This is a genomic window from Rhizobium sp. BK060 (assembly GCF_014193145.1).
Classification (GTDB): domain Bacteria; phylum Pseudomonadota; class Alphaproteobacteria; order Rhizobiales; family Rhizobiaceae; genus Rhizobium.
Genome location: NZ_JACHYW010000024.1, coordinates 54,001 through 66,002 on the forward strand (window position 1 = coordinate 54,001; position 12,002 = coordinate 66,002).

The window sequence follows — 12,002 nt, forward strand, 5'->3', positions numbered from 1 at the left end:
ATCCGAGAGAGCACTTCGAAATGACAAGTATTCCGGCCATCGAGACCGCGCGGCTATTGCTGCGACCGCACACTGTTGATGATTTTTCGGACTATGCGACGATGTGGAGCGATCAAGCGGTGGTGCGCTTCATCAGTGGTGTGCCCTCTACCCGTGAGCAAACCTGGGCACGCATGCTGCGCGTTGCGGGCATGTGGTATTACTTGGGCTTCGGGTTTCTGGCGATCGAGGAAAAGCAGTCAGGGCGCTTCATCGGGGAAGCAGGCTTTCTCGACATGAAGCGGGACATGCATCCGCTCTCCACGGAAGGCACCCTGGAAACCGGCTGGGGTCTGATGCCCTTCGCGCAAGGACGCGGCTACGCCAGCGAAGCGCTGACGGCGCTGATTGCCTGGGCGGAAGAACGCTTCCCCTCCAAACCGATGACCTGCATCATCCACCCCGAGAACGACCGCTCGCTACGCCTAGCGCGCAAGCTCGGCTTCCGCGAAGTCCAGCGATGCAACTACAATGGAGACGTCATTCTGCTTGCGCGGTCGGGAACTCCGCCAGCCTAGCGGCATAGCGCGCCATGGTATCGACTTCGAAATTGACGAAGTCGCCTGCCTTGCGCTCGCCCCAGGTCGTGACCTCAAGCGTGTGACGGATCAGCAGGACGTCGAAATCCGTGCCGTCGACCGCATTGACCGTGAGCGACGTGCCGTCCAGGGCGATAGAGCCCTTGGGTGCAACGAACTTGGCGAGATGTTCAGGCGCGCGCAGGCGAAAGCGTGTAGCGTCACCCTCTTCGGTCACAGAGAGAATCTCTGCCTTGCCGTCGACGTGACCGGAAACGATGTGACCGCCGAGTTCGTCACCGATCTTCAGCGAACGCTCGAGATTGATGCGGCTACCTTCCTTCCACGTTCCGATTGTCGTCAGACGCAGAGCCTCTTCCCAGGCTTCGACCTCGAACCAGCGGCCGTTGCTGCCGTCGCTCGGCAGGCCGGTCACCGTCAGGCAGATGCCGCCGTGCGAGATCGAGGCGCCCATGTCGATGGTCGCCGGATCATAGGCAGTGGCGACACGCAGCTTGATGCCTTCCTTCAACGGGGAAACGGACTCTATCGTGCCGATGTCGGTGACAATTCCGGTAAACATCAAAGCTCTCTTTCGTATTCGTCCAGGCGGTCGTCGCCAAACATGAAGGTGCCCTTGCGCAGGAAACCCGATGGCATATCGGTCTTCGTCACCGGCGATTCAATACCGCCCTGCCCGATCACCGCAGGGCCTTGATAGAGCAGAATCCGGTCGACGTATCCGGCGTCAAGGAAGAGCCTTGCCGTCCGCGCACCACCTTCGACAACAAGCGAGGAAATGCCGCGTGAGGCGAGCGCAGGCAGCAGCTCGTCCAGGCGGTAGGGATTGCACTGGACGACTTCGACGCCCGCCCGATCGAGCGCGGCACGGCGCGCAAGAAAGGCCGCGTCCTCGCTTTCGTCGAAGCGGGGCGGCTCGGTTGCAACGACGATCAACGGCACCTGCTTGGCGGTCGCAACCAGCTTGCTATCGAGCGGCAAAGAGAGATCTTCGTCGAGCACGACCCGGATCGGCGAGCGGGTCTCAAGGCCTGGGGTGCGAACTGTCAGCAAGGGATCATCAGCAATCGCAGTACCGATCCCAACCAGTATCGCATCGGTTTCAGCGCGCAGCTTCTGCACCTCGGCGCGTGCGGCAGGCCCGGTAATTGCAATCTGCCCTTCGCCCTTTTTCCCGATCATACCGTCGGCAGAAACCGCAAGCTTGAGAGTCACGTACGGCCGGTTCTTTGTCTGCCGCGTGAGGTAGGCGGCAAGCGAACGCTTACCTTCATCTTCAAGAATTCCGGACTCGACCTCGATCCCGGCATCGCGCAGCATGGCAATGCCCCTGCCCGAGACGCGCGGATCCGGATCGGTCACGCTGATGACGACGCGACCGACGCCATAGGCAATCAGCGCCTCCACGCAGGGCGGCGTCTTGCCATGGTGCGAGCAAGGTTCGAGCGTCACATAGGCGGTGGCGCCCCGTGCCAGATCGCCGGCTCCGGCCAGAGCTTGCGGCTCCGCATGCGGGCGCCCGCCGACTGCCGTTACGCCACGGCCGACGATCTGCCCGTCACTCACGATGACGCAGCCGACCGAAGGATTGGTTGATGTCTGGCCGAGGTGCAGGAGACCCAGCCGGATCGCCTCTTGCATGAAACGCGCGTCGTTTTCCGAAGCGCTCATCAGCTAGTTGTCCAAGGGATCGCGAGCGATCTTGGCGTTGATCTCGGATATCACTTTCTCGAAATCCTCGGCATGAGAGAAGTCCCGATAGACCGAAGCGTAGCGAACAAAGCCAACATCATCCAGACTCTTCAATGCTTCCAGCACCTGCAGACCGATCTGCTCGGAGCTGATCTCAACCTCGCCGGAGCTTTCAAGCCGTCGAACGATACCGGAGACCGCGCGCTCGATGCGGTCGCGGTCGACGGGGCGTTTGCGCAACGCGATCTCGAAAGAACGCACCAGCTTGTCGCGGTCGAAAGGCACCTTGCGGCCGGTCTTCTTGACGACCATCAGTTCGCGCAGTTGCACGCGCTCGAAGGTTGTGAAGCGACCGCCGCAGTCGGGACAGATACGCCTCCGGCGGATGGACGTGTTGTCCTCCGCCGGGCGTGAATCCTTGACCTGTGTGTCTTCCGATCCGCAAAATGGGCAGCGCATGCGCTACTCTTAGCCGATGTAGTCGTACATTGGGAAGCGGTTGGTCAGGTTGACAACCTTATCCCGCACGGCAGCTTCGACGGCTGCATTGCCTTCGTCGGAATTGGCGACCTTCAGGCCATCGAGAACCTCGACGATTAGGTTACCGATGTCCTTAAATTCCGCTTCCTTGAAGCCGCGCGTCGTGCCGGCAGGGGCGCCGAGACGAACGCCCGATGTGACGAAAGGCTTTTCGGGGTCGAACGGGATGCCATTTTTGTTGCAGGTGATGTAGGCCCGGCCAAGAGCTGCTTCGGCGCGCTTGCCAGTCGCGTTCTTCTTGCGAAGGTCGACGAGCATCAGGTGGTTGTCAGTGCCGCCCGAGACGACATCGAGCCCGCCAGCGATCAGGGTTTCGGCAAGTGCCCTGGCGTTCTTGACGATCTGGGCCGCGTAGTCCTTGAACTCAGGCTGCAGCGCTTCGCCGAAGGCAACGGCCTTGGCGGCGATGATATGCATCAGCGGGCCGCCCTGGAGACCCGGGAAGACGGCCGAGTTGAACTTCTTCGCCAAGTCCTCGTCGTTGGTCAGGATCACACCACCGCGCGGACCGCGCAGCGACTTGTGGGTCGTGGTCGTGGCAACGTGGCAATGCGGGAACGGCGACGGATGCTGGCCACCGGCAACGAGACCGGCGATGTGAGCCATATCAACCATGAGGTACGCGCCAACGGAGTCAGCAATCTCGCGGAAGCGCTTCCAGTCCCAGATGCGGGAATAAGCAGTACCGCCAGCGATGATGAGCTTCGGCTTGTGCTCTTCGGCCTTGCGGGCGACTTCGTCCATGTCGAGCAGGTTGTCGCCTTCGCGTACGCCGTAGGAAACGACATTGAACCACTTGCCGGACATATTGACCGGCGAGCCGTGCGTCAGGTGACCGCCCGAGTTGAGGTCGAGGCCCATGAAGGTGTCGCCCGGCTGCAGCAACGCGAGGAACACGGCCTGGTTCATCTGCGAACCGGAGTTCGGCTGAACGTTGGCGAAGTTGACGCCGAAGAGCTTCTTGGCGCGTTCGATCGCGAGCTCTTCAGCAATATCGACGAACTGGCAGCCGCCGTAGTAGCGCTTGCCCGGATAGCCTTCGGCGTACTTGTTCGTCATGATGGAGCCCTGGGCTTCCAGCACCGCACGGGAAACGATGTTTTCCGAAGCAATCAGCTCGATCTCATGCCGCTGGCGGCCGAGCTCCTTTTCGATCGCGCCGAAGATTTCCGGATCGGTGTCGGCGAGCGAGCGATTGAAGAAGGTCTGGGTGGAAGCATTTGTCATGGGCGGGCTCCTCAACTGGAATGCGCGAAGGTATTAGCGCCCCGCCCTGTCAAGGGCAATACGGAGAACGACATTTGCTAGGCAATCTACGCGCAACAAAAAACCGCGCCTCGAAAGACGCGGTCTTGAATGCGAACGAGAGGCTCGAGCCTCATTGAACTGGCTGCTCCGTGCCAGCGGTCGTATCCAGCGCCAGCTCGGCATTGCCGTCGAGCTGGTAGATATCGTCGCGGAACTGCACAACGCCATCCGGCATGCCCCAGGCGGAGATGTAAACGAAGTAAACCGGCACTTCTTCAGCGAGTTTGATCGGCGTGTTGACGCGGGTCGTGATGACCTGCTCCATCTGCTGACGCGACCATGGCGGGGTCTCGCGAAGCAGCCACGTCGTCAGGTCGCGCACATTCTGAACGCGGACACAGCCGGAGGATTCAAAGCGCATGAGTTTGTTGAAGAGGCCCTGCTGCGGCGTGTCGTGCATATACTCGCCGTTCTTATTGTAGAAATTGATCTTCGTGGAGGCCATGGCGTTGATCTTGCCCGGGTCCTGACGGAACATCAGATTCGGCGCCTTCTCAGCATTCCAGTCGACCGTTTCCGGCGCCACCTCATTACCCTTGCCGTCAATCAGGCGAATGGCATTCTTCTCGAGGTAGGTCGGATCCTTGCGCATCAGCGGCACGATGTCCTTTTCGACGATCGAGCGCGGTGCGGTCCAATATGGGTTGAGGATGACCTCGTAGACCTTCGAGTTGACGAGATGCGTGGGACGGCTGATGCGTCCGACGACGGCCGCATGGCGCGTGGCAACGCTGCCGTCTTCGACCGCCTCGACGTAAGCCGCCGGAATATTGACCATCAGATGGCGGCGTCCCAGTTCTTCCGGGAACGTTTGAATGCGGATGAGATTGGTGTTCAGTTGCTGCAGACGAACGTCAGCCGGAATGTTCATGGCCTTCAAAGTGAACTCGCCGATGACACCGTCAGCCGGGAGACCGTGGCGCGCCTGGAAGCGCTTGACGGCGCCGTCGACATAGGAGTCGAAAGCACTGGAAATGCCCGCTTCCTGCGGCAGGTCGCCGGTGATGATCAGGCGCTGACGAAGGCTCTGGACGGCCGGATCAGTCACGCCGATCTGCAGACGCTGCTGGCTTGGGCTCACCTCCGGCCAGCCGCCTGCGGAAGCGATCTGCTGATATTGGGCGATCGCCTGTTGGATGCTCGGCACCGACTGCGGTCCGAGAATCGGCGTGTTCGAAACGACGGCCGTCGCCGTGCGGGACGCGGCTTTCGCATCGAACTGGTCGTCCCAATCGCCGCGCTGCGGAGCATTGATGAGCGAGTCAATCGCCGACTGCGCGAATGCGGGGGCAGCCAAAGCGCCCGCGCCGACCATTGCCGCAGACGTCAGAAACGCCCGACGAGAAAAAGCTTCAGTTCTGATTTTCTTCGACATTCATCCCAACCACTAAATTGCCGCTGCCTGAGAGACCGGCGGCCTTCGCTATCCCTGCGAGAACGCAAATCCCTATCAACCCGTCGCCACGGCGCATCGCACAATCTTTCTGCCGGCGATCACATGATTGCGAGCAGGGAGCGCGAGGTTATCGGACCTCAATTGGGGAAGCGCCATTTGCTGTGTATTTCCGCTGACATGCTAATATGGCCAATTCGTGTCGCCCAAAACCACGCTCAACCGTCGGTGGCGGGCGATGTGCAAGTAACCATACCGATCCACAGAATGTGGCGGTTAATAGCGGCTAAAAAACGGCTTGAATACAGGCGATTATGCTTGCCTGCCATGCGTTGCAAAGATGTCACGAGACCGCTGACGGGGTCCGAATTACTCGCGCCAGTGGTCGGCCACCCATGGCGTCGGGCGGATGTAGTGGCGCAGGTAGCGGAACAGCGACTTGTTCCTCCTCCGCTCCGGATCGAACATATGCAGGATGTGATCGAGCGGTGGCGCCGCACGCCCCTTCAACCCGAACCGCCCTTCGACCGCGAACTGCGGATGGAAATCGCGTGGGAATAGGATCACCCGGGCATTCGCGGGTAGGCGCGGCGTCAGGAAATAATTCAGCGGGAAAGGCCAGCGGCAATCCTGCCTGAAATGCAGGACCCAGCGGCGGGGAAAGAACTTCGCGCCACCGGGCGCATTTCGCGTCACGAAGCGCTGTTCGAATTCGTACTTGTCGGCCACGCCCTGCGGATCGGCTCGGAACTTCTCCTGCAACGAAACGAGCTTGCCGACCGGGAATCGGAAAAGAGAGGTCTGCCCGAGGCGTTCAAACGGTGTCGTCTGGTTGCGCGACAGGATGACGTCATCCGGTTCGCCAACCTCGAAGAATGAATCGAGAGAGCCGACAATCACCAGATCGAGGTCCAGAAACAGAACCGGGCCGCTCAACTTTCCAAGCTTCGGACCCCAAAGCCGCGCCTTGGGCCAGATGCCCTTCGTCCTGACCGGCATGTTTTCGACATCCAGCGGCGGCAGGTCCTCGCAGAGAATTTCCGGATTCAGGTCGGCGCGGTTGTCGGTGAAGCAAGTGAACGTGAAGGGCGGCGTGATGTTGCGCCTCACCATGGCGTACAGGCGATTGATGAAGGGAGCCCCGTACTTCGTTCCCCAGCTAATGCAGATGACCTGCTTCACCCCACCGCTTGCAGCCAGTACAGCTGACGTCATAACCACAACTCCTGATTCACGCGAAGACCGAAGGTCCGTGCGGAAGTCATTATCAACTTGGCGACCGAATATGTAGCCCCGTCAGGAAGCGCAGCAAACGGCGGAAAGGGCGCTACGGGATACCGTTGCGCCCTTTCGTGCCTTGGAGGTCCAATAAGCCAGCAGGGAAGTTGGCCTAAGAGATTACAGGCGGTAGAGGATCTGGTCGTTCCAGAAGCGGTCCAGACGGGTCAGCAGCTTGTTCATCTGCGTGAATTCGTCGGTGCCGATGCCGCCGACCTTGTCGATCGAGCCGATGTGGCGCTCATAGAGCTTGGCAACGGTTTCGGCGATGTCCTGGCCCGTTTCCGTCAGGCTAATGCGGACCGAGCGACGGTCGATGCGCGAACGCTGGTGGTTGATGAAGCCGAGATCAACCAGCTTCTTGACGTTGTAGGAAACGTTGGAGCCGAGATAGTAGCCACGGGAGCGAAGTTCGCCGGCGGTCAGCTCGGAATTGCCGATGTTGAAGAGAAGAAGTGCCTGAACGGCATTGACGTCGCTGCGACCCTGACGGTCGAACTCGTCCTTGATGACGTCGAGGAGACGGCGGTGAAGACGTTCAACAAGATGAAGGGATTCCATGTAAAGATCACGGATGCCCTGTTCCTGCTGGTCACGGAAGTTCGATACCGCCTGCGGCTTGATTTTCGTGTTCATGATGACTGCCTCACTGTTTGTTTGGCGGTGTTGGTTTTCTTCCCGCCTTGAGACAGACCCTATCGAATACAAATAAAATTCTACTTAAACCGCAGGCTTAACAGTGCCTTACCGAATCTCCGCGTTGTATCAGGGTAAATCAACGCTTACCTGCTGACGGCGCTTGTGCTTCTCGTACCAGAGCGCGGCGCGGAATCCCAGGTAGACCAGGGCTACCGCAATATGGAGCAGAACGATCAGCCGGTTGGCTCCAAACACCTCCGGCATGAAGCCGTACATGATGGTCTGTCCGCCTGCCGCGAGCACCCAGATAACAGGCCCCCAGGAGACGGCAAGCCACAGGCCGAGAGACGCGACGGGGAACAGAACGGCAAGGCAGGTGCTTGCGACCTTCCATGGAAGGCTGAGCAGATCGAAGCGGCCTGCCCCCACCAGCGAATAGCCGACCAGCATCGCCCAATACTGCAATCCGAACCAGAAGCAGGAAATGGCGACAAGCCGCAAGAACAGGATGAAGAGAACGCTGGTCAGCGTCCGTTTCGGTATCGTCGGGGAATCAGCGTCCATGTCTTAAACAATAGGGTTGCGATTGCGACTTCGCCAGCGCCTCTTCCATTGCGGCCAATCGTCCGGTTTGGATTTCGGCGGCGCCATGATAATGAGCGCTTCGATAATATGGAATGGCAGAAAGCTGGAACGACCATGCAGGACAAGACCCATCTCGTCGACGAAATCACCGGCCATCGGCGCATGCGCCGCAATCGCAAGGCCGATTGGACGCGGCGCCTCGTGCAGGAGAACCGTCTGACGGCCGACGATCTCATCTGGCCGGTTTTCGTCGTTCCCGGCACAGGGATTGTCGAACCAATACCGGCGATGCCCGGCGTCAACCGCATGAGCGTGGATAAGCTCGTCGAGGCCACCAAGGAAGCCGCTGACCTTGGCATCCCGGCGATTGCGACCTTTCCCAATATTGAGATGGAACTGCGTGACGAAACCGGCTCGAACAGCCTCGAGGCCAACAACCTGATCAATCAGGCAACGATCGCGATCAAGAAGGCAGTGCCTAATATCGGTGTCATCACCGATGTCGCGCTCGACCCCTTCACCAGCCACGGCCATGACGGGATCCTGCGACAGGGCGAGATCGTCAACGACGAGACCGTCGATCAGGTCGCGCGTGCAGCAGTCATGCAGGCCGATGCCGGATCCGACATCATTTCCCCCTCCGAGATGATGGACGGCAGAATAGGCGCTATCCGCCGCGCCCTCGATGCCGCAGGGCATCAGAATGTCGGCATCATGAGCTATGCCACCAAGTTCGCTTCAGCTTTCTACGGCCCTTACCGCGAGGCGATCTCGACCGGCGGACTGCTCAAGGGCGACAAGAAAACCTACTACATCGACCCGGCAAACGGCACTGAGGCAATCCGCGACGCCGCGCTAGATGTGGAAGAAGGCGCAGACATGCTGATGGTCAAGCCGGGGCTGCCCTATCTCGACATCTGCTGGCGCATGAAGGAGGCGTTCGGTCTACCGACCTTCGCCTACCAGGTTTCAGGCGAATACACGCAGATCAAGGCCGCCGCGATGAACGGCTGGATCGACGGTGAACGGGCCATGCTAGAAACCCTACTCTCGTTCAAGCGCGCGGGCTGCGACGGTGTCCTCACCTATTTTGCGGTCGAGGTGGCCAGGATTCTCGCCAAGCGCTGAGCCCTGCACGAATATTGCATTTGCGGGAAGCGATACCATATCAGCGGCATCGCTTCCCGCAAGGAGACCGCAACAATGACGCTCACTCCCAACCCGCTCTATGCCGCACCGGACGACTGGCGCGCCTATAGCGGCACGCTGAGCCGTCGTGTGTTCGCCTTCATCCTCGACTACGTGATCGTTCTGCTGCTCTGCATCCCGGCAGCCGTCGTGCTTTTCTTCCTGTCGATCGTCACGCTCGGCCTGGGATTCTTTCTTTATCCGGCATTATTCGTAATCGTCGCTGGCCTCTATTTCGGCTTCACCGTCGGTGGCTCCAATCAAGCCTCGCTCGGCATGCGTGCAATGGGAATCGCAATCATGCGGGTCGACGGGCAGCGGATGGACTTTCTGACGGCCATCGTTCACCTGGCGCTTTTCTGGATCCTGAACTCCGTTCTGACGCCGCTGATTCTGCTGGTTGGCCTGTTCACCGAGCGCAGCCGGTTGATCCACGATTTTCTCGTGGGCACCGTCACGGTCCGCACTGCCTAATTGGCCGTGGTGGGCTAAAATAAACACAGCTTCTGATCTTTGCCGGGAAGGTCGTGGCACCATATCCCAAAGTATGACGCGCGACAGCGGGTTCGAAAACAGCCCCGCTGTTGACGTTTTACATTCTTAAGTCATCCTGTCAGATACGCAGCAAACCGAAGGAAATCTCCGCAACAGATGAATACGCAGACCACGCCATCACCGCAGTTTTACCTAACTGCTCCGGCTGCGTGCCCTTATCTGGCCCACGAGATGGAACGTAAGGTCTTTACACATCTCGTCGGCCCCCGCGCAGCGGAGATGAACGATATCCTGACACAAGGCGGCTTTCGCCGGTCGCAGAACATTGCCTATCGGCCAGCCTGCGAAGCCTGCCGCGCCTGCATTTCCGTCCGTATCCTCGCGCAGGAGTTCCTGCCGACGAAATCAATGAAGCGGGTGCTTGCGGCAAATGCCGATATCATCTCGACCGAATTCCCCGCCCAGCCATCCAGCGAGCAATATTCGCTATTCCGACGCTATCTCGACTTTCGCCACCAACAGGGCGGAATGTCCGACATGACGGTGCTCGATTATGCCATCATGGTCGAGGATACACATGTGAACACCAAAATCATCGAGTATCGGCTTCGAAAGGAAGGGGCTGGTCTCGAAGAGCGCCCGACGGGTGAACTCCTGGCTGCCGCTCTCACGGATACGATGAGCGATGGCCTGTCCATGGTCTATTCCTACTTTAATCCTGACATGGATCGACGTTCCCTTGGCACGTTCATGATTCTTGACCACATCAAGCGCACAAGAGCTTTGGGTCTTCCGCACGTCTACTTGGGCTACTGGGTTCAAGGGTCGCGGAAAATGGACTACAAGACTCGCTTCCAGCCACAGGAGCACCTGACATCGCGCGGCTGGGAACGTTTCGATCCCTCCGCAATGCCCGAAAGCACACGCTACTAAATGCTCTTCCCCTCCCTTTCCGATCATCGGAAGGGTCTGCTGCTGACAGCGATCGGCGGCCTGGCTCTTTCCATGGACATTCCACTCGTACGCCTTGCTCACGGGGATATGTGGTCGATCCTCGGCGCGCGCAGCATCACGACCGTCGCCGTGACGCTCGTCGTGGTCTGCCTCATCAGATACCTCAAGGGAACATGGCCTTTGCTTATGCCCGGCAGGCACGGCCTTGCGACGGGACTGCTGTACGGCTGCTCGACGCTGACCTTCCTGCTTGCCGTCTTCAATACGGCAACGGCCAACGTGGTCTTCATCGTCGCGTTCAATCCGATGTTCGGCGCGCTTCTATCATGGGTGTTCCTCAAGGAACGCCCTTCGATATCCACGCTCGTCACCATGGCGGTGATGGTGTTCGGTGTCGGCTTGATCGTGCATGATGGATTGGCCGGCGGCCATGTCTTTGGTGATGCCATGGCGCTACTGAGCGCCCTTATCCTCGCCTCGGCGATAACGGTTGGCCGGGCATCACGCCGGGACATGGGCTTTGTGCCCCTGCTTGCCGCCGCCCTGCCCGCCATACTCGGCTTTGCGAATGCCTTGCCGAGCGGGCTCGCCATAGAACATCCGGCCTGGATCATCCTCAATGGTGCCCTTCTGATGCCGGTTGCCTTTTGGTGCTTAGCGACGGGACCACGCTATTTGTCAGCGCCCGAAGTCGGCATGTTCTATCTGCTCGAAACCATCCTGGCTCCGATCTGGATCTGGCTGATCTTCGCGGAAACGCCCCCGACGATGACGCTCATCGGCGGCACGATCCTCGTCTGCGCGATTACGGCGCACTCGCTTTGGATGGTTCGGAGGAAGCCTGTGCGGCAATCTCTGGCACATTGACCACCTGCATCGCCTCGAGTTCGCGCTCGAGCCCCTGCATCACGTGAAGCCAGCCCTGTCGCGTCTGCTCTTCGAACTGGCCCCATTCGGCGCACATTTCGTGTGAGAGTGTCAGCCGCGTGCCTTCGGCCAATGGTTCGATGTCGATCTGGATTCGATCTGCGTTGTGGTCGTGCTCCGCTGCCGAGAAGCAGAAGACCATTCGCCGCGGCCGGCGCAATTCCAGAAACACGCCGTAATGCACCGCATCACCTGTCGGACGCCGGTCGATAACGAGAAAATGGCCGCCGACCTTCGGATCGATATCGGCGCGGATAACGCGGCCTTCGTCGCTCGCGAAGAGGAAGCGTTTTGCGATCTGAGGATTCAGCCATGCGTCATAGACGGCGCAGGGCGAGGCATTGAAAGTATGCGCAACGTTCAAGGTGATGGTATTGCAAGCACTCATCAACATTCCTCCGTGATCGGACATGACGCTCTCCCTG

14 protein-coding genes are annotated in these 12,002 nt (G+C 59.6%); 5 read left to right on the plus strand and 9 right to left on the minus strand.

Annotated features, from left to right (window positions below; genetic code table 11):
* Nucleotides 1–20: 20 nt before the first annotated feature.
* Nucleotides 21–557 carry a GNAT family N-acetyltransferase gene (locus FHT71_RS23335; RefSeq protein WP_132592214.1) on the plus strand — a complete coding sequence of 179 codons (537 nt, stop codon included), beginning with the start codon at nucleotides 21–23 and terminating at the stop codon, nucleotides 555–557.
* Here FHT71_RS23335 and FHT71_RS23340 read toward each other — a convergent pair.
* From FHT71_RS23340 to FHT71_RS23375, 8 genes are all read right to left on the minus strand, one after another.
* Complete coding sequence (locus tag FHT71_RS23340) at nucleotides 520–1,140, minus strand: riboflavin synthase (RefSeq protein WP_007801061.1); 621 nt, start codon at nucleotides 1,138–1,140, stop codon at nucleotides 520–522. The two genes, FHT71_RS23335 and FHT71_RS23340, sit on opposite strands and share 38 nt — an antisense overlap.
* Nucleotides 1,140–2,249: a bifunctional diaminohydroxyphosphoribosylaminopyrimidine deaminase/5-amino-6-(5-phosphoribosylamino)uracil reductase RibD gene (gene ribD / locus FHT71_RS23345; protein ID WP_132592212.1), complete on the minus strand. Its 1,110-nt coding sequence runs from the start codon at nucleotides 2,247–2,249 to the stop codon at nucleotides 1,140–1,142. Before ribD ends, FHT71_RS23340 begins: the two co-directional genes overlap by 1 nt.
* A 3-nt stretch (nucleotides 2,250–2,252) precedes the next feature.
* Nucleotides 2,253–2,729, minus strand: a complete 477-nt coding sequence (gene nrdR / locus FHT71_RS23350; protein ID WP_007801056.1) for a transcriptional regulator NrdR — start codon at nucleotides 2,727–2,729, stop codon at nucleotides 2,253–2,255.
* A 9-nt stretch (nucleotides 2,730–2,738) separates the two neighbouring features.
* The gene (glyA, locus tag FHT71_RS23355; RefSeq protein ID WP_132592210.1) at nucleotides 2,739–4,037 is read right to left on the minus strand and encodes a serine hydroxymethyltransferase; all 1,299 of its coding nucleotides are present in this window, start codon (nucleotides 4,035–4,037) and stop codon (nucleotides 2,739–2,741) included.
* A gap of 151 nt (nucleotides 4,038–4,188) precedes the next feature.
* Nucleotides 4,189–5,493 (minus strand): L,D-transpeptidase family protein, encoded by a 1,305-nt coding sequence (locus FHT71_RS23360; RefSeq protein WP_037084017.1) that lies wholly within the window; start codon nucleotides 5,491–5,493, stop codon nucleotides 4,189–4,191.
* Nucleotides 5,494–5,880: 387 nt separating this feature from the next.
* Complete coding sequence (locus tag FHT71_RS23365; RefSeq protein WP_132592208.1) at nucleotides 5,881–6,726, minus strand: glycosyl transferase; 846 nt, start codon at nucleotides 6,724–6,726, stop codon at nucleotides 5,881–5,883.
* Nucleotides 6,727–6,909: 183 nt separating this feature from the next.
* The gene (locus FHT71_RS23370) at nucleotides 6,910–7,425 is read right to left on the minus strand and encodes a MarR family winged helix-turn-helix transcriptional regulator (protein WP_007801049.1); all 516 of its coding nucleotides are present in this window, start codon (nucleotides 7,423–7,425) and stop codon (nucleotides 6,910–6,912) included.
* Between the two features lie 129 nt (nucleotides 7,426–7,554).
* Complete coding sequence (locus FHT71_RS23375) at nucleotides 7,555–7,992, minus strand: DUF6163 family protein (RefSeq protein WP_132592206.1); 438 nt, start codon at nucleotides 7,990–7,992, stop codon at nucleotides 7,555–7,557.
* Between the two features lie 135 nt (nucleotides 7,993–8,127).
* Here FHT71_RS23375 and hemB point away from each other — a divergent pair, with 135 nt between their 5' ends.
* The 4 genes from hemB (at nucleotide 8,128) to FHT71_RS23395 (ending at nucleotide 11,517) form a co-directional block, all read left to right on the plus strand.
* Nucleotides 8,128–9,141, plus strand: coding sequence for a porphobilinogen synthase (hemB, locus tag FHT71_RS23380; protein ID WP_132592204.1), 1,014 nt, complete (start codon nucleotides 8,128–8,130; stop codon nucleotides 9,139–9,141).
* A 75-nt stretch (nucleotides 9,142–9,216) separates the two neighbouring features.
* Nucleotides 9,217–9,675: an RDD family protein gene (locus tag FHT71_RS23385; RefSeq protein WP_007801043.1), complete on the plus strand. Its 459-nt coding sequence runs from the start codon at nucleotides 9,217–9,219 to the stop codon at nucleotides 9,673–9,675.
* A gap of 177 nt (nucleotides 9,676–9,852) precedes the next feature.
* On the plus strand, nucleotides 9,853–10,629 hold the full coding sequence (locus tag FHT71_RS23390) for an arginyltransferase (protein ID WP_007801042.1): 777 nt from the start codon (nucleotides 9,853–9,855) through the stop codon (nucleotides 10,627–10,629).
* Nucleotides 10,630–11,517: a DMT family transporter gene (locus FHT71_RS23395; RefSeq protein WP_132592202.1), complete on the plus strand. Its 888-nt coding sequence runs from the start codon at nucleotides 10,630–10,632 to the stop codon at nucleotides 11,515–11,517. It begins immediately after the preceding gene.
* Here the strand turns inward: FHT71_RS23395 and FHT71_RS23400 are convergent.
* Complete coding sequence (locus tag FHT71_RS23400; RefSeq protein ID WP_245505511.1) at nucleotides 11,456–11,965, minus strand: SRPBCC domain-containing protein; 510 nt, start codon at nucleotides 11,963–11,965, stop codon at nucleotides 11,456–11,458. The genes FHT71_RS23395 and FHT71_RS23400 overlap by 62 nt on opposite strands.
* Nucleotides 11,966–12,002: the final 37 nt, after the last annotated feature.

Coding starts and splice junctions, on each gene's coding strand:
- FHT71_RS23335 (WP_132592214.1), top strand. CDS start 21: ATGACAAGTATTCCGGCCATCGAGACCGCGCGGCTATTGCTGCGACCG.
- FHT71_RS23340 (WP_007801061.1), bottom strand. CDS start 1,140: ATGTTTACCGGAATTGTCACCGACATCGGCACGATAGAGTCCGTTTCC.
- ribD (WP_132592212.1), bottom strand. CDS start 2,249: ATGAGCGCTTCGGAAAACGACGCGCGTTTCATGCAAGAGGCGATCCGG.
- nrdR (WP_007801056.1), bottom strand. CDS start 2,729: ATGCGCTGCCCATTTTGCGGATCGGAAGACACACAGGTCAAGGATTCA.
- glyA (WP_132592210.1), bottom strand. CDS start 4,037: ATGACAAATGCTTCCACCCAGACCTTCTTCAATCGCTCGCTCGCCGAC.
- FHT71_RS23360 (WP_037084017.1), bottom strand. CDS start 5,493: ATGTCGAAGAAAATCAGAACTGAAGCTTTTTCTCGTCGGGCGTTTCTG.
- FHT71_RS23365 (WP_132592208.1), bottom strand. CDS start 6,726: ATGACGTCAGCTGTACTGGCTGCAAGCGGTGGGGTGAAGCAGGTCATC.
- FHT71_RS23370 (WP_007801049.1), bottom strand. CDS start 7,425: ATGAACACGAAAATCAAGCCGCAGGCGGTATCGAACTTCCGTGACCAG.
- FHT71_RS23375 (WP_132592206.1), bottom strand. CDS start 7,992: ATGGACGCTGATTCCCCGACGATACCGAAACGGACGCTGACCAGCGTT.
- hemB (WP_132592204.1), top strand. CDS start 8,128: ATGCAGGACAAGACCCATCTCGTCGACGAAATCACCGGCCATCGGCGC.
- FHT71_RS23385 (WP_007801043.1), top strand. CDS start 9,217: ATGACGCTCACTCCCAACCCGCTCTATGCCGCACCGGACGACTGGCGC.
- FHT71_RS23390 (WP_007801042.1), top strand. CDS start 9,853: ATGAATACGCAGACCACGCCATCACCGCAGTTTTACCTAACTGCTCCG.
- FHT71_RS23395 (WP_132592202.1), top strand. CDS start 10,630: ATGCTCTTCCCCTCCCTTTCCGATCATCGGAAGGGTCTGCTGCTGACA.
- FHT71_RS23400 (WP_245505511.1), bottom strand. CDS start 11,965: ATGAGTGCTTGCAATACCATCACCTTGAACGTTGCGCATACTTTCAAT.